This window comes from Micromonospora sp. NPDC049903 (assembly GCF_044460945.1).
In the GTDB taxonomy this organism is placed as follows: domain Bacteria; phylum Actinomycetota; class Actinomycetes; order Mycobacteriales; family Micromonosporaceae; genus Micromonospora.
The window spans coordinates 75,718-91,538 of record NZ_JBITKL010000021.1 but is presented as its reverse complement, the minus strand read 5'-3'; the positions used below and the strand labels follow the sequence as shown (position 1 = coordinate 91,538).

16 protein-coding genes are annotated in these 15,821 nt (G+C 70.5%); 3 read left to right on the top strand and 13 right to left on the bottom strand.

Translation table 11 applies throughout. The annotated features are described in order from the left end of the window. From ACIBO1_RS25390 to ACIBO1_RS25360, 7 genes are all read right to left on the bottom strand, one after another. Entirely contained in the window at window positions 1-1,254 is a 1,254-nt protein-coding gene (locus ACIBO1_RS25390; RefSeq protein ID WP_396750707.1) for a beta-ketoacyl-[acyl-carrier-protein] synthase family protein, read from the bottom strand. A gap of 9 nt (window positions 1,255-1,263) precedes the next feature. Beyond that, window positions 1,264-2,049, bottom strand: a complete 786-nt coding sequence (gene fabG, locus ACIBO1_RS25385; protein WP_396750705.1) for a 3-oxoacyl-ACP reductase FabG — start codon at window positions 2,047-2,049, stop codon at window positions 1,264-1,266. Continuing rightward, window positions 2,046-2,849 carry a beta-ketoacyl synthase chain length factor gene (locus tag ACIBO1_RS25380; RefSeq protein WP_396750703.1) on the bottom strand — a complete coding sequence of 268 codons (804 nt, stop codon included), beginning with the start codon at window positions 2,847-2,849 and terminating at the stop codon, window positions 2,046-2,048. Before ACIBO1_RS25380 ends, fabG begins: the two co-directional genes overlap by 4 nt. Beyond that, complete coding sequence (locus ACIBO1_RS25375; protein WP_396750701.1) at window positions 2,846-4,051, bottom strand: beta-ketoacyl-[acyl-carrier-protein] synthase family protein; 1,206 nt, start codon at window positions 4,049-4,051, stop codon at window positions 2,846-2,848. The genes ACIBO1_RS25380 and ACIBO1_RS25375 overlap by 4 nt, the downstream gene beginning before the upstream one ends. Continuing rightward, on the bottom strand, window positions 4,048-4,281 hold the full coding sequence (locus ACIBO1_RS25370; RefSeq protein ID WP_396750699.1) for an acyl carrier protein: 234 nt from the start codon (window positions 4,279-4,281) through the stop codon (window positions 4,048-4,050). Before ACIBO1_RS25370 ends, ACIBO1_RS25375 begins: the two co-directional genes overlap by 4 nt. A 73-nt stretch (window positions 4,282-4,354) precedes the next feature. Beyond that, window positions 4,355-5,395 (bottom strand): enediyne biosynthesis protein UnbU, encoded by a 1,041-nt coding sequence (locus tag ACIBO1_RS25365; protein WP_396750697.1) that lies wholly within the window; start codon window positions 5,393-5,395, stop codon window positions 4,355-4,357. Then, the gene (locus tag ACIBO1_RS25360; RefSeq protein ID WP_396750695.1) at window positions 5,392-7,167 is read right to left on the bottom strand and encodes a CRTAC1 family protein; all 1,776 of its coding nucleotides are present in this window, start codon (window positions 7,165-7,167) and stop codon (window positions 5,392-5,394) included. The genes ACIBO1_RS25365 and ACIBO1_RS25360 overlap by 4 nt, the downstream gene beginning before the upstream one ends. A gap of 953 nt (window positions 7,168-8,120) precedes the next feature. Between ACIBO1_RS25360 and ACIBO1_RS25355 the strand changes: the two genes are divergently transcribed. Next, window positions 8,121-8,660 (top strand): hypothetical protein, encoded by a 540-nt coding sequence (locus ACIBO1_RS25355; RefSeq protein ID WP_396750693.1) that lies wholly within the window; start codon window positions 8,121-8,123, stop codon window positions 8,658-8,660. Beyond that, a complete protein-coding gene (locus ACIBO1_RS25350; protein ID WP_396750691.1) occupies window positions 8,657-9,010 on the top strand; it encodes a hypothetical protein in 354 nt (117 codons plus the stop codon). The genes ACIBO1_RS25355 and ACIBO1_RS25350 overlap by 4 nt, the downstream gene beginning before the upstream one ends. 33 nt (window positions 9,011-9,043) lie before the next feature. Here ACIBO1_RS25350 and ACIBO1_RS25345 read toward each other — a convergent pair whose 3' ends face one another. From ACIBO1_RS25345 to ACIBO1_RS25335, 3 genes are all read right to left on the bottom strand, one after another. After that, on the bottom strand, window positions 9,044-9,613 hold the full coding sequence (locus ACIBO1_RS25345; protein WP_396750689.1) for a nucleosidase: 570 nt from the start codon (window positions 9,611-9,613) through the stop codon (window positions 9,044-9,046). A gap of 66 nt (window positions 9,614-9,679) precedes the next feature. Next, window positions 9,680-10,402, bottom strand: a complete 723-nt coding sequence (locus ACIBO1_RS25340; RefSeq protein ID WP_396750687.1) for a hypothetical protein — start codon at window positions 10,400-10,402, stop codon at window positions 9,680-9,682. A gap of 44 nt (window positions 10,403-10,446) precedes the next feature. After that, window positions 10,447-11,844, bottom strand: coding sequence for a PLP-dependent aminotransferase family protein (locus ACIBO1_RS25335; protein WP_396750685.1), 1,398 nt, complete (start codon window positions 11,842-11,844; stop codon window positions 10,447-10,449). 40 nt (window positions 11,845-11,884) lie between these two features. Between ACIBO1_RS25335 and ACIBO1_RS25330 the strand changes: the two genes are divergently transcribed. Beyond that, window positions 11,885-12,760 (top strand): DMT family transporter, encoded by an 876-nt coding sequence (locus tag ACIBO1_RS25330; RefSeq protein WP_396750683.1) that lies wholly within the window; start codon window positions 11,885-11,887, stop codon window positions 12,758-12,760. 278 nt (window positions 12,761-13,038) lie between these two features. On the opposite strand, the gene ACIBO1_RS25325 is transcribed toward ACIBO1_RS25330, so the two are convergent. From ACIBO1_RS25325 to ACIBO1_RS25315, 3 genes are all read right to left on the bottom strand, one after another. Beyond that, the gene (locus tag ACIBO1_RS25325; RefSeq protein ID WP_396750681.1) at window positions 13,039-13,305 is read right to left on the bottom strand and encodes a hypothetical protein; all 267 of its coding nucleotides are present in this window, start codon (window positions 13,303-13,305) and stop codon (window positions 13,039-13,041) included. A 52-nt stretch (window positions 13,306-13,357) separates the two neighbouring features. Beyond that, window positions 13,358-15,118 (bottom strand): DUF6119 family protein, encoded by a 1,761-nt coding sequence (locus ACIBO1_RS25320; RefSeq protein ID WP_396750680.1) that lies wholly within the window; start codon window positions 15,116-15,118, stop codon window positions 13,358-13,360. 107 nt (window positions 15,119-15,225) lie between these two features. Next, window positions 15,226-15,735 carry a DUF4352 domain-containing protein gene (locus tag ACIBO1_RS25315; protein WP_396750678.1) on the bottom strand — a complete coding sequence of 170 codons (510 nt, stop codon included), beginning with the start codon at window positions 15,733-15,735 and terminating at the stop codon, window positions 15,226-15,228. Between the last annotated feature and the right edge of the window lie 86 nt (window positions 15,736-15,821).

The window sequence follows — 15,821 nt, the reverse complement described above, 5'->3', positions numbered from 1 at the left end:
TCAGATCGACTCCAGGACGATCGCGCCATAGAACCCGCCGAAACCGACGGCGGACTTGACGGCGTACCGGATGTGTCTCGACTCCCAGGCGGTCGGGAGGTCGAGGCCGTGGGCGGACACGGCGCCGGGCGTCCCGGGTATCCGCCGCTCCGCCATCGCCTTGAGCAGCAGGGCCGTCTCCAACAGCGACGACCCGCCGAGGTTGTGCCCGACGTACGGCTTGAGCGGTAGGCACACCGGTTGGCGGCCTCGGTCCGGCCAGAGTCGCCGGATCGTCCTGGCCTCGTAGGTGTCGATCATCCGGATCCCGGTGCCGTGCGGCACGACCACGTCGACGTGCTCCGGGTCGAGGGCCGCCTCGCGCAGCGCCCGCCGGATGGACCGCTCCTGGTTGGCGCTCGCGGGGTTGGGTGCGCTGACCCGCCACCCGTCCTGCGTGAACCCGGCACCGCGCAGGCGGCCGTAGATCCGGGCACCACGGCGTCGGGCGTGCTCCTCGTCCTCCAGGACGACGGCGGCGCCACCGTCGCCGAAGACGGTGCCGGAGGCCGCCGGGTCGAACGGCCGGGGGACACCGTCCGTCGCGTAGAGGTGCATGTCGGCGAACCACCGGAACTTGCCCGAGCTGAGCGGGTCGTCGGAGGCCACCGCGATGGCCAGCGGGTTGCGGCCCAGCCGGATCTGGGTGGCGGCGTTGTCGATCGCGGTGAGGCCGGACGCGCACGCGGAGTTGACGAAGCCGCACTCGCCGCCGATGTGCAGCGCGCGAGCGACGAGGTAGGGCGCGAGGAACGTGTTCAGCGCGAAGATCTGCTCCGACAGGTCGGTGTAGTCGGCCTGCGCCGTGGCCTCGTCGGCCACCGCCCCGTACAGCGTGCGGGCCAGACGCTCGACGCCCGGGTGTTCGTCGGCCACCACCAGCCCGACCTCCCGCAGGTCGAGGTCGGGGAAGGACCGCAGACCGGCGTCGTCGATGGCGAGTCCGGCCGCGGCGACCAGGTGTTTGATGTCGCGTTGCCGGTCGATGCCCTCGCGTTCGAGTTGGGCGCCGTCGACGTACGTCTCGGTGACGTCCGCGAGGCGGTAGTCCGGGGCCATGAAGACCTTGAACTTGCCGTCCTCCGGACGCGCGGAGGGCAGCTCGACCAACTCGGCGCAGGGCGGGTCGGCCTCGATGGTCCGCCAGGTCTGCTCGATGCCGATGCCGCCGGCGCTGACGACGCCGAGTCCCGTGATCACCACTGGCCTGGTCATCCGCGCCTCCTATGCGGTCAGCCCACCGTCGACCACGAAGGTCTGCCCGGTGATGTATCGAGCGCCGTCCGAGACGAGAAAGCTCACCAGCGGGGCGATGTCCTCCGGCTCCGCGAAGCGCCGCAGCGGGATCCGGCTCAGATAGGCGCGCTTGACGGCGGACGGCAGGTCGGCGGTCATGGCGGACTCCACCAGACCCGGCGCGACGCCGTTGATGGTGACGCCGAACTGCCCGAACTCGCGGGTCAACGCACGGATCATCGCCTCCATGCCGCCCTTGCTCGCGCCGTAGTTCGCCTGGCCCGCCACGCCGGCCCGCCCGGAGACGGACGAGATCAGGATGATCCGGCCGAACCCGGCGCGGACCATGTCCGCCCCGGCCAGACGGACGAACTGCATCGCGCCCCGCAGATTGGTGTCGAGGACGTCGGCCCAGTCCTCGTCGGCCATCTGCAACAGCGGCCGGTCGCGTCGGATCCCGGCGCAGTAGACGAGGACGCCCGGCGGCCCGAGCGCTTCGACGAAGCGTTCGTAGGTCGCGCGGACGGCGCTCGGGCTCCGCGTGTCGCACCGGCTGCCGACGCTGTCCAGGCCCGCCTTGTCGGCGTGGGCCAGCAGGTCGCGCATCGCCTCCTCGTTCGCGTGGCAGGTGAGCGCGAGACGGTGGCCGGCGTCGACGAGGGTGGTGGCCACCGCTCGCCCGATGTCGCCGCTGGCGCCGACGAGGAACGTGGTCGCCCGCGTCGTCCGGCCCACGGTCGTCGCGTCCGCCTCTACCGCTGGAGGGGCCGTCATCGCGCGACCGCCCCGGCCGCGACCGCGTCGGAGACACCGACGACTCCGTCCGCCGTGCCCGCGACGTCCCCCGCCGTGTCTGCCGCGACGGGCTGCGGGGCGAACGTGTTCGCGAACCCGACGAGGGCCGCCATACCGCCACCGTCGCCCCCCTCGGACGGTCCCGGCCGCGCCGCCGCCGGTCCCGCCGCGACGCCGGCCCGGTGCAACTGCGCGGTCAGGGGCGCCAGGTGACTCTCCCCGAGGGCAGTCGGGTCCGTGCTGAGAGCGATGAAGGCGGCGACGGTGCCGGTGCCGCCGTCCGAGAGCCGCTGCGACTCGAAGCCGCCGACGAACACGATGTCGGCGCTGCCGTCGACGAGCAGCGCGCGGGCCGTGTCGAGCGCCGACCACACCGAGTCGGTGCCCGCGCTCACCACCACGCTCGGGCCACGGCACTGGGCGGCGATCGCCGCGTTGCCGGCGGCGGCGTTGTGCACGGTCATCGGGAAGAGCGCCGGGTTGACGAGGTGGTCACCCCGGCGGATCGACTCGTCGAGGAACGCGTCGATGTCCGGGCCCGCGCCGGTCTCGGTGCCGAGGGCGATGCCGCGACGCTCGGGGGCGGGCAGTTCGGCTCCGGCACGGTCGAGCCACGTCTGCAAAGCCTGGACCACGACGGCGGAGCGCGCCGACCGGTATCGGCGGACGAGGGCGGGCAGGTCGCCCGACGGTGCCGGGGCAGCGGTGAGCGGTGCGAACCGGCCGAGGTCGAAGGTGGCGGCGACTGCCGCCGTGGCACAGTGGATCTCGTTCGTCATGCGGTGGCCTCCTCGTACGTGGGCCGCCGAAGGCCGACACAGGTGTTGTTGCCGCCGAAAGCGAACGCGTTGTTCAGCACCAGGTCGATCCGGGGCGCGTCGTCCTGACCGCCGGTCGCCGGCCGGACGCCGAGCGAGGTACCGGCGTCGTCGAGGCCCCACTGCGGGATCGTCCGCTGGTGCGCGAGCACGAGCGCGCAGGCGACCGCCTCGATCGCGCTGGCGGCGCCGAGGGAGTGCCCGATGAGTGCCTTGATGGAGCTGATCGGCGGGTGGGACCCGGTGAAGACCTTGCGGTAGGCGGCCGCTTCGGCGGCGTCGTTCTGCGGTGTGCCGGTGCCGTGGGCGCACACGTACGCGACGTCGGAGGGGTCCGCGCCAGCGATCGCGGATCGCATCGCCCGGGCCACACCGTCGCCGGACAGGTCCGGTGCCGCCGGGTGTTTCGCGTCGCACGTGAGGCCGTAACCGGTGATCGTCGCGCGCACCGGTACGCCACGGGCGGCGGCGTGCGCGGCCGACTCCACGACCAGGACGGCGGCGCCCTCGCCGAGCAGCAGTCCGTCCCGTGCGTCGCTGAACGGGCGACAGCGCTCCTGCGCCATGCCGCGCATCCGCGAGAAGCCGGTGAAGGCCATCCGCGAGAGCGCCTCGGCCCCGCCGCACACCACGACGTCGGCGGAGCCGTCGGCGACGAGCTGTGCGGCACGGATCAGCGCCATGTTGCCGGCGGCGCACGCCGTGACGAACAGCTCCACCGGTACCGACCCGCCGAGGTGCCGCGCGATCCGGGTACGCAGTGACCCGTCCACGTCCAGCGAACCCGGCCGACCAGCACCGCTGCGCACGACCTCGCGCCGTGCCCGCTCGTGATCGGCGACGTCACCGACGGTCGTCCCGACCAGCACGCGGTCCGGCCGGAGGTCGCCGAGCCGGGCATCGGCGATCGCCTGGTCCAGCGCCGCGAGCGCGAACGTCGCCGTGCGGTCGCCGTCGAGCCGATCGGCGTCGACGGTGCCGAAGCCGGATGTCCAGGGGCCGATCTCGCCCGCGATGTGGTTCGGCAGGTCGTCGGTCGGGAACAGCGACACCGTACGGAATCGGGGTGTGCCCTGTTGCAGACCCTGCCAGAAGTTCGTGGCACCGATGCCGGCGGCGCTGACGACGCCGAGACCGGTGACCACGGGTGTCCTGGCGGTCATGCGGCCGCCAGGGAATCGGCGAACTCGACGACCTCGTTGATGGTGTCCAGTTGTGGGGTCTGGTTCTCCGGCAGGATCTTGCCGAGGTGTTGTTCGACGTGGGCGATCAGCTCGAGGCGACCCAGCGAGTCGACCCCCAGTTCAGCGAAGGACGTGTCGAGTCCGATCTCGTCGGGCTCGGCCATGACCAACATCGCGACCGTCTCTCGAAGTGTCTCTGCGAGTTCCACTGTTTCTCCTTTCGGCCCGCCCACCAGCGCGTGAACGCCAGGACCAGGTGTCGACGAACGCACTCGGGACCCGCTACGTCGCGTGGTTCGTGGCGATCTTCGGCGAGCTTCCATCCATGCGGGATTCGGTGGACGCGGTACGGGACGCGCGCCGCGCCGTGATCCACAGACCGGCTCCGCGGCAGGCACTGACGATCGTGAGCGCGAAGAAGACGCCGAAGGCCACATGGAAGAGCATCAGCACGCCGTAGACCGCGGCGACCGAGAGGCCGAACGTGATCTGGCCGGACGTGGACCTCGGCGTCGTACCAGGGTCGGTGATCATGTAAAGCGTGAAGAGCAGCAGCGCCATCCCGGTGAGCGGGGACATCGCGGCGGGGAAGGAGGTGTCGTCGGTGAACACCGCGCGGATCGCCGCCTGGGCGGTGAAGCCACCGATCCACGCGAAGATCAGCGGGAGCTTGCCGGTGAAGATGAAGTTGATGAACAGGCCCAGGCAGGCGAGGAAGGCGGGGAGTGCGATGTCGCCGAAGTGACCGAGGTTCTCGGTGAACTGGTACGGCGGCGCGATGCTGACGGTGCTGGCGTACAGCACCAGCATCACCGTGATGCCGAAGTTCGAGGGGTTGAAGAAGTGCTTGTCGCCCTTCCCGGTCCGGACCCGGAAGATGTACTTGCTGCTGATCGTGACGACCGCGGCGACGACGAACAGGTCGAGACGGTCGCTGATGAACAGCAGCATCGCCAGCGCGAATCCGCTGATGTGCGCCGGCAGGAGGAAGTTCACCAGCGACAGCACCCGCTCGCGTCGGGTGGGCGCCTCGGTACGCGCCAGGTACGCCGGCCGCCTCGCATCCCGCCTGGCCACGAGCGTCTCGAGCGCGATCTCGGTGACGTAGCACATCAGGACCACGAGGATCATCTGCGCGATGGTCTGCTCGAAGCCGAGGAACAGATGGCCGACGATGTTGAGGACCATGATCGCGACGGCGAACCGACGCAGCGCCGCGAGTCGCAGCTTCGCCGGGTCGGTGGGCCGCATCTTCGCGGGCAGGTCCCGAAGCCGGGTACGGGGTGGCGCCGTCGGCGTGGGGAGCGTCAACGTCCCGGTCATGGCAGCACCACCGTGTGCCAGCCGCGACCCACCCGCACCTCGGCGTTCTGCACCGTCCCGGTGGCGTCTCGCCAGGTCAGTGCCACGGTGTTCGTGTCACCCGCGTCGTCGCCGAGGCCGAAGTGGACGTCGGTGCTGCTCTGCCCGCTGTGCCCGTTGCCGCCGTCGACATAGGAGCGGAACGACGTCCCGCTCGGCGTGGTGACGGTGGCCGTGGCACCCATGGCGGCCGCGCCCCGCACCTCGTGCGTGGCCCGGAGACCCGCGAGCACCTGCGGCGTACCCGTCGAGGTGCGCTCGGTGCTCCGCAGGATCCGCAGGCCGACGAACCCGTCGCAGCCGTCGCAGTCGTTCACGACCAGCCGGGCGTCCGCCCACTGGTTCGCCTCGATCCAGTCCAGGTCGCCGTCGCCGTCGATGTCGGCCAGTGCGATGCCCCGCATCACGCCCCCATCGTCAAGGCCGGAGGATTCCGCGACGTTCGCGTACCGGCCGTCGTCTGTCGGTGTCATGACGACCCGAGGCGCCGCCCCGCTGATGTCCGCGTCCCTCAGGTCGGGCCAGGCGCGGGGGTTGGCGATCAACGTGTCGTTGGAGAGTGCGAGTTCCTGGATCTCCGGCCACCGGTTCACCGGGCCGCGTACGAAGCCGGTCGCCTGCAGCAGCTCGACCCGCCCGTCGTTGTCGAGATCGCCGACCTTGTTGTCCCAGGAGAAGGCGGTGCGGGCGAGCCCGAGGGCCTCGGCACCCGGCCGGAAGGTGGGTACGCCGTCGTCCTTCACGCCGTCGCCGAGGAAGAGCAGTTGGCTCTCGAACAGGCCGTACTCGTGGGTGATGTTGCTGACGTAGACGTCGTACTCGTTGTCCCGGTCGACGTCGGCGATCGTGACGCCCATGCCCTTGAAGGAATCCCGGCCGATCATCGTCGACCGGGGGTTGAGCAGTCCCTTGTTACCGCCGTCGACGTTCTCGAACTTCAGTTCGCCGTCGACCGACCGGTTGACGAAGAAGCGGTCGGGGCCGAAGTCGTTGGCAACGTACAGCTCTGGCAGCGCGTCGCCGTTCATGTCGGCGGCGGCCACCGCCAACGTCCAACCCCGCGAGTGATCGTCGGAGAAGGCGTCCGCGACGAGCTCGTACGAGACGGCGGGGAATCCGCCCCGGCCGAGAAGCACGTAGTTCTTCCCGCCGTTCATCGCGCGGGACAGTGAGTCGTTCATGTCGACTCTCTTCGGCGACCCGGTGTCGAGGAGTTGGGCCCCGTCGGCGAAGTAGTTGCCGATGAAGATGTCCAGGACGCCGTCACCGTTGAGGTCGCTGAAGACCGCGGTGTTCGTGTACCAGTCGAGGTCGGCGCCCCCGTCGAGCACCTCGTGCGGCGCGAACGTCATGCCGCCGGAGTTCAGATAGGCGACCGGTCCGCGTCCCCAGAAATAGACCAGGGCGTCCGTCCAGCCGTTCCCGTCGAGGTCGGCGAGTCGACAGCCCATCGGGGCCTGGGTGTCCTTGTCGTAGGCGAGTCGCTGTCCTGCGGGGCCCGGTGCGATCCCGTTCTGGTCGAGCAGCGTCACCACAGGATTGCTGGTCTTCGTGGACCGGTCGATCTGGTGCACGCTGACGGAATTCGATCGCGGGTCGACCAGACAGACCTCGTTGGCGTACGCGTCACCGTCGAGATCGGCGACGGCGGCGCCGGCGCCGACCGAGCTGATCCACGGCGCGATGTGGTCGACGGAGGCATTGACCTGGCGGACCATGCGGACCGGATCCACCGCCGGCTCAATAGGAGTGACACTGAGGGCAAAGGGTTCGGCGCTCGCCGAACTCGGGGCGGACGGGACGACGAATCCCAGCGTTATCGCGACGAGAGGAACCGCGACAAGCGCCGCTTGGTACATCGGTCGTCCCTGGAAACCTATCGGCATCGCACTCCCAGTTCTCAAGTGCCAGCCCACCTGCAGCGAGAAACCGGAGGAACTGCTGGCGTCGCGTTCGCTTGAGCGGAAGACAACGGTGGCGTCCTGGACGCGAAAAGCGACCACCGTAGCCATGACAATCAACCTTGACGGGACCGTCCACTGTGGGCGCCACCGTCCGTCGGCGGAACTTCCACACTGGTGGTTATCCCACAGGTGAGACGGCCGGCGCAAGTGGGACGGAGCCTCCTGAGCATCGAGATGCGACTATCGGCAACCAAAATCTAGCCACCCTGACCAGGGAAAACTCGACAGATGCGAGCGCTGAACGATCGTTTGCGAAAGACGACACCCTGCACTGTCGAGTACCTTGTCCACAGCGGCGAGCTGCCTCCGTGTCCGGTCGGACGAGGGGCGGCGCTCGTCCGGCGTCGCGTGCCGACCGGCGCGCGGCGGAGGCGTCACTTCGGATTCCCGCAGCCGATAGCCCCTTGCTTTCGGCGGCGCAAGTTTGTTAAATCTCAGAGGCTCGATACGGCACCCTCCACTGAAGGGAGTCGATGGTGCTAGAGGTTTCGACCGAGACGATCCAGCCGATGAATGCGGCGGAGGTGGGTGTTCTCTCACCCACGACGAAGGCGGCCGTGCTGGCGGCGAGGCGATGCGGTCCGGCGTGGAGAGAAAGCAATTCTTCGGTTTCGAAAACGGGGATCACCCATCGACGGTGATGGGTCGTCATCTCGTCCACCTGGCGTCGCCTGTTCGTCAACCACCCCCGACCTCCGAGAACCCGTGAAGTGAGGACTCCGATGAATCGGCTCAACTCCCAGTACCACCGTCCCGCACTGCTGCTCTTCCTCGTCATCGTGGTCGCGCACTGGGCCGAGCATCTCGTCCAGGCGTTCCAGATCTGGGGCCTCGGATGGACCCCCGCCGAGTCCCGCGGCGTCCTCGGGATGCCGTTCCCGTGGCTGGTCACGGAGGAGTGGATGCACTACGCCTACGCCCTGATCATGCTGGCCGGGTTCATCGCGCTGCGGCCCGGCTTCACCGGGACAGCCAAGACCTGGTGGACCATCGCCCTGGGCATCCAGGTCTGGCACCACTTCGAACACCTGTTGCTGCTCATCCAGGTGCAGTCCGGCACCACGTTCTTCGGTCAGGCCGGTCCGGTGAGCATCGCCCAACTCGTCGTGCCCCGGGTCGAGCTGCACCTGTTCTACAACGGCATCGTCTTCCTGCCGATGGTCGTCGCCATGTTCCTGCACCGTCGCCCCGGTCCGGACGAGGCGGACGAGATGAACTGCACCTGCGCACCCCGCGAACTCACCGGAGCCGGCGTCTCATGAGATCGCGCCACCGGCGGTGGGGCCTCGCGGCGGGCGCGCTGATCGTCACCGTCGGGGTGGCGCTGGCGCTGCGTCAGGGCGAGCCGGGCGCACCACCGGTGGCGCCCTCGTCCGGTCACCAGCACGGTGCCCCGCCCGATCCGCTCACCAGCGCGGTGCTCGCCCTCAACGTGATGGTGCTGCTCGTGCTCGCGGTGCTGGCCCGCTCGTGGCCGGCGGGAGTCCGCCGCAGGGGTGCCACCCGATCGATGTGGCGCTACTCCGAGCAGGACCAGGACGCCCCACCGGCCGACGACGACGACCCGTCGGCCGACCCGTCGACGGCCTCGTCCCGATCGGAGCGACGATAGGGGCCGGATCGCACGGCTGGGTCCGGGACACGGTCAGAGGTGGTCCCGGACCCAGCCGGCGAGCACCCGCGCGCAGTCGTCCACCGACTCCTTCCAGGTCCGGTCCGCCCCGGCGCCGGCCTCGTCACTGACCTGCTTGACCAGCCGCACCGGTACGCCGAACCGCAGCGCCGTCGAGGCCACCGCGTAGCCCTCCATGTCCACCAGCTGGGCGCGTGCGGCCAGTTCGGCGCGCGCCTCGTCGTCGGCGATGAACCGGTCGCCGGTCGCCAGCACCGGCCCGTCGCCGCCCAGCGCCAGCGGCGCCCCGACGCTCTGCCCGGTCAACCGGCGGAGGAACTCCGTGTCCAGGTCGTGCTGGAGCACACTGCCGACCTGGTGGGTGCCCGTCCAGTCGGGGTGCAGCGCACCGGCCGTACCGAGGTTGACCACCGCCGACGGCAGCGGGCCACGGGCCAGCGTCGCCGCCACCGCGACCGCCGCGTTCACCTTCCCCATCCCGGTGAGCAGCACCGGCAGGCGCGCATCGAGGTAGACGGCCTCCTCGGCGATGGCCAGGACGAGCAACGGACGGTCCGGGCTGATCGTTCCGCGAAGATCCATCCGGCGATGGTAGCGGCTGTTCGTGACCACCCCGTTGCCGGCGGCCACGGCCGGACAGGGGAGCAGTCAGCGTCTCCCCACGGTGGCAGCGGCGGCGGCGAGCAGGGTCCGCAGCTCGGCGTGCGGAAACCCGCCGGTTGCCGGTGCCCCACGGGTGCTGTAGAAGTCGCGCTTCTGCCCGTCCTCCTGGGCGGCCCACCGATTGCCGTCCTCGTCGCTCTGCCAGACGACGCCTTGACCGCGGAAGTCCGCACCCTGGAGCCAGTCCGTCCCACGCGGCCAGTAGCCGTCCCACTCCGGCGGTCGCAACGAGGCGTACGCCGCCTCCACCGCCGCGACCGCCGCGTCCACGTCGTCGTCGGCGAAGACTGCGGCGTACCGGCAGAGCAGCGCCAGCGGTGCCCCGGGATGCGAGTAGCCCGGGTCCAGGGCGGCGATCGCCCGGCAGATCAGGTCGAGTTCCGACCAGCGCAGCGCGTACGGGTGCCAGTGCGCCAGATCGTCCCAGCCCAGCTCGGCCGGCTTGGCCGAGCCCGGCACGACGATCTCCAGACTGTGGAAGTCGATCCCGACGTCGGCGGTCAGCAGCAGGCGACAACCGTCGCCCACCTCGAACTCCGCATCCGGGTCGTCGTCCTCCCCGTCGTCGTCGTCAGGTTCGGCATCAAGGTCGTCGTCGAGCAGGTCGCCGAGCCGGTCGGCGCCCGCGCCGTCCGCGTGGGCGAAGGTGTAACGAGCCCAGAACGAGGGACTGTGCAACGACTCGGACAGGGGTGCGGAGGTGGCCATCGCATGATTCTCGTCAAGCGGTACGACACGATGCCGGAGGGTGGTCACGCCACCGTGCGCAGCGCCCGGGCGAGTCGGCGAACGGCCTCGTCCATCACCTCCGGCGGGGCGGCGGCGTAGGTGAGGCGCAGGTGCGGCGCCGGTGGTTCCGCCGCGTACCAGGGGCGGCCGGGGAAGACGACGACCCCTTCGGCGGCTGCGGTCGCGGCCAGCGCCACGTCGTCGGTGCCGTCGGGCAGGCGTACCCAGAGGTGCAGACCGCCGCGCGGCACGGGCTGCCCGGCTAGGCTCGGCAGGTGCCGACGCAGCGCGGCCAGCAATGCCTCGCGACGGGTACGCAACGCGGTCCGCAGCGCCCGACGGTGTCGCGCCCAGGCCGGCGCGGTGACGACCTCGATGGTGGCCTGCTGCAACGGCCCGGCGACGAAGAAATCGTCGAGTAGTCGGGCCGCGCGCAGCCGGGCCCCGGCCGGGCCCCGTGCGCCGATCGCCGCGACCCGCAGACCGGGAGCGGCCGACTTGGTCAGTGACCGCAGGTAGACGACGTGCCCGTGCGGGTCGTCGGCGGCCAACGGTGTCGGGGCCACCCCGTCGAGCGTGAGATCGCGGGCGTAGTCGTCCTCGATCAGGAACGCCCCCGCGTCCCGTACCGCCTCGGCGACCGAGGTTCGCCGGTCGGCCGCCAACGTGGCACCGTGTGGGTTGGCGTGCAGTGGCTGGCAGTAGAACAGCCGCGCGCCGGTCCGGGCGAAGGCGGCGGCGAGCTGGTCGGGGCGTACCCCCTCGGTGTCGGCGGGCACCGGCACCACCCGCAGCCCGGCGGCCCGCGCGGCGGCCAACGCACCCAGGTAGGTCGGCGACTCGACCAGCAGGGTGTCGCCGGGCGCGGCGAGCGCCCGCAACGCCGTCGACAACGCGGCCTGCCCGCCGGGACAGATCACCATGTCCTCGGCGCGCAACCCGGTGCCCGCCTCGCGGGCGAACCAGGCCCGCAGGTCCGCCCGCCCCTCGGTCGGACCGCGCTGCCACGCGGCGGGCTGCCGGGCGGCGCGTGCGAGCGCGGCACCGAGCGCGGCGGCCGGCTGCAACTCCGCGCCCAGGTAGCCACCGGACAACGGGATCGCGCCATCCGGGAGTAACGCCAGTAACGCTTGCAGCTCCTCCTCGCCGGCCGGGCGAGGGCCGAGCGCCACCGTCTGCCAGGACAGGTCGGGTGCCGGTGGCTCGTCCGGCCGGGCGGCCACGAAGGTGCCCCGGCCGGACCGCGCCTCGATCAGCCCTTCGCCCACCAACTGCCGGATCGCCTCGGCGACGGTGACCGGTGACGCGCGGTGCCGGGCGGTCAGCTCGCGCACCGACGGCAGCCGAGCGCCGGGCTCCGCGGTCGCCACCAGCCGCCGCAGGTCCAGGACAACGCGAGCGGATGCGTTATCGTGATCCATGAGAGCACAGAGTAGCGGTACTGTCCGCACGGCGATAACGGTGGACCGGCCGCTCGGCCTCGCCCTCGGCGCGCTCGGCGTCCTCGCCTTCTCCCTGTCACTGCCCGCGACCCGCGTCGCCGTGCAGCACCTCGACCCGTGGTTCGTCGCCTTCGGCCGAGCCGTCGGTGCCGCGCTGCTCGCCGGGGCGTACCTGCGACTCACCGCAGCCCGGCCGCCCACCCGCCGCCAGTGGCGACGCCTGGCGACCGTCGCCCTCGGCGTGGTCGTCGGGTTCCCGCTGTTCACCTCGCTGGCCCTGACCACCCAGACCGCCGCCCACGGCGCCGTCGTCGTCACCGTCCTGCCCGCCATGACCGCCGTGTTCGCGGTGCTGCGCGCCGGTGAACGCCCACCGAGGCGGTTCTGGCTCGCCAGTGCCGCCGGACTGCTCGCCGTCCTCGCCTTCCTCGTCGCCACCGGCACCGTGCACGGCGCGCTGTCCCTGGCGGACCTCTATCTGCTGGCCGCCGTCGTCCTCTGCGGCCTCGGCTACGCCGAAGGCGGCGCACTCGCCCGCGAACTCGGCGGCGCCCGGACCATCTGCTGGGCCCTGCTGCTCTCGCTGCCGGTCACCCTGCCCGTCACCGCCGCGGCCGCCGTGACCCACCCGCCGACGGCCGACGTCGCCGCCTGGACGGCCTTCGGCTATCTCACCGTGGTCTCCATGTTCCTGGGCTTCTTCGCCTGGTACGCGGGCCTGGCCCGAGGCGGCATCGCCCAGGTCGGCCAGATCCAACTCGCCCAGCCGGTGCTGACGTTGCTCTGGTCCGCGCTGCTGCTCGCCGAGACCGTGAGCGCGGCGTCGATCCTCGCCGCGCTGGTCGTGCTGGTCTGCGTCGTCTGGACCCAACGCACCCGCGTTCCCGCCGGGTGAGTGGTCTTGGACGTCACGGAGCGGCCGGCGCCATCTCTGCCGGCGTGGACACGGTGGCATGGGCTAATGGCCCCGGCCACCGTGTCCGCTTCGGCTGCTGTCGAGCTGACCCGTTCATGCTGTCGAGGCGCAGGCCGACGCTGCGGAACCTCGACCACCGGTAGGACCGGATTCGTGTCACCAGATCTACCTCGACATACTCCCCGCGAAGGCGCCACGCGGCTGCTCCATGAGCACTACGGCATCGGGCCGGACGGGCACCACGTGGGGCGGACTGCTCACCTTCGTTGCGCTGCCCGGAGATGACCGACCAGAATCTCTACCGGTATGCCCAGCACGCCGGCCAGCAGCGTCAACGGCTCCGGATGGCCTCGCGCGTTCAACTCCTCGTAAAGGTCCAGCAGGCCGCGAAGCCGGGCATCGACATCCTCCGGTCGGGTCGGCAGGTCGGCTAACCGTTCCTGCACGTACCGGCGCACGACGATCTGCTCCGCGCCGGTCTCGAGAGTCTCCGCGTCTGGCGGCATGTTCCGGTCGTTCGGCACAGCGATTCCCTCCCGATCGTTGTGGCGTGAGAGACGGAATGGTCACCGGACGTCAGGTCGATTCGGGTGCGTTGATCCCGACGACCTCGACCTCCACGCCCTCGGCCCGCAGTGACTTCACTGCCCGATAGAGCGCCACCTGCGCGAACGTGAACAGCGTCGTCGAGGTGACCGGGCGGCCAGAACCCAGGGCGATGGCGTAGACGACCTTCCTCGGCCGGAAGCCTGGTGCCAACCTCCGCCCGGACTGTTGCGCCACCATCTCGATCAGCGCCCGTCGTGCCTCTTTGTCATAGAGCAGCGCGTCGACGGAGACCGCGCCCTGGGCGAACAGATGGCTCAGCGGTGCGCTGGTGTCCGCCCGCTTGACGTGCACCAGTTCGTCATCGGGCCCGAGCAGGTCGCAGCCCTCGATACCCCGGGGATGCTGGCCCGTACGCAGCAGCTTGCGGTCCAGCAGCACCATGCCCGTACCCGCCGAGCGCCGGTTGTAGGTCTGCTCGTCCTCACCGGGTGGCCAGGCCGGCAGGACGACTCCGCTGGGACGGGCCAGGATCTGGTCGATCTCGTCGCGCAGGAACCGCCGGTGCTGGTCACCGATCTCGTACCAGCGGCCCTCGTGCAGCATGAGCTGACTCGTGCGGTGCGACAGTTGGGCGGTGAGCCAGTGCGAGGCGGGAGCGGTGGCGATCTCGTCCTGCCCCGTCGCATCGGCGCACACGGTGATCTGCCCCGTGCGCATGCTCTCCCACCGCCGGCCGGGGGGCACCCCACGGGTGTGTGCGAGGAGGTCGGCCAGCTCCAGGTCGGGAGAGACCGACCGGCGGCGCCCGGACCGAGGAATTCGGATCGTGTACGAGCCGGCCTGTCCCACGACCTCCACCGCGTGTCCCGGCACCGCCACACCGACGTCTGCGGGAACGTCCTGCCCCAACTGCCGATCGAGCTCGTCGTTGAGCGTCGCCAACCGGCTGTCCGTGGAACGGACCGGACGGATCTGCGTGATGAACTCCAAATCCGCCAGCGGTGACGCCTGGCGGCAGACCCGGGTCACCTCGCGTAGGTCAGCCCGGAGGCCGGCAGGCGCGACAGCCAGTCGGAGCTGGAGGGAGTCACTCCCGGTCACCCGCATCGCGCGCCGCGTGCGACGACACTCGGTGAGCCTCGGGTTGTCGGTCCGGCCACTGATCTGCCCGACGATCTCTCCCCACTTGTCGATGCCGTACATTCGGATGTGCGTGCCGCCGGGCACCAGGCTGCGGTCGACCCGCCCGCGCGTACCCATCACCCGGCGCCGGATCTGGCGGATGTCCTCGGGTACCAGCGCGCGCACGGCGAAGTCGATGCCGAACGTGGGGTCCATGGCGTCTTCGGCGATCATGAATCGGCCGAGCGTGCCGTACGTCAGCGCGTAGGCCTGCGCGTCGACCCCCAGCAGTAGCGCGGAGCCGCCGGTGCTGTAGCCCAGTTCCATCTCCTCACCGGTCAGCGAGGCAAGCGGGTCGCACCAGTCGGCGCGCTGTCGGGCGACGACGCCGTACACCAGCAGCGCCGGCGAGTCGCCGACGGTTCGCCGCTGCGCGGTGAATCCCTGTTCCCGCAGGTAGCGGTGGTGCAGCGCAGCGGTGAGACCGTCGTACGTCGGCGTGGTGCGCAGCCGATAGACGGTCGTCGGGTAGGTGGACGACAGTTCGCGGGGCGGCGGTTCAGTGGGCGTGGCCTCGAAAAGAGCTGGCTGGTGAGGGCGCCGGCTGTCCCGGCGGCTCGATGGGCGACCGAGAGGGCTGTTCGTCCGTGGCGTCGCACGGTTCATGGCGGATCTCCTCGCGTAGAGATTCGGAATGAGGGTGGTGCGGGGGAGGGACGCGTTGGTGGGGCGGGCTTCGCGGGACCCGCCCCGAGCGGCGACGTGCCGCCGTCTCAGCTCAGCGCGACGACCACGCCGCCGGAGAACATCGAGTCGTGCAGCGAGAGCTTGGTGAGCTCGACGTCCTTGGGGACGTCGAAGACGATCACGCCGGTGACCTGGTTGCCGGGGTTGATGTCGTTCAGGAACGTCTCGGCGTTCTTGTTGGCGTAGAGGGCGGCGGAGCCGTCGGCGGAGTACTCGGTGCCATCGGCCGCGTACGCCTTCTGGCTGCTGCCGTCGAACATCTGCGACTCCTTGCCGATGTTCTTGACGTTGACGGTGACCAGGCAGAACTGGCCCTGAGCCTTGGCCCCGAGCAGGTCGCTGCCCACCTTCTTGACCCCGCACTTGTTGGACTCGACGGTGAACTCGAATTTCCCGTCCCGAGCCGCGTCACCGATCTTCGCGGCCTTCTCCCCGCTGGCACCAGCCGTGCCGGCGACCTCCTCGGTGGCGCCGGCGCCGCAGCCCAGCGCGACGAGAGCGGTGGCGAGCAGGGCGAAAGTCGTGGTCTTGCGCATCGTTGTCCTCCCGATGTGAGTGTGGCGGCGTCAATAGGAGCATCGTCCGTGAACTCTGTCAACAGACATCATGCTTGACGGGTGTG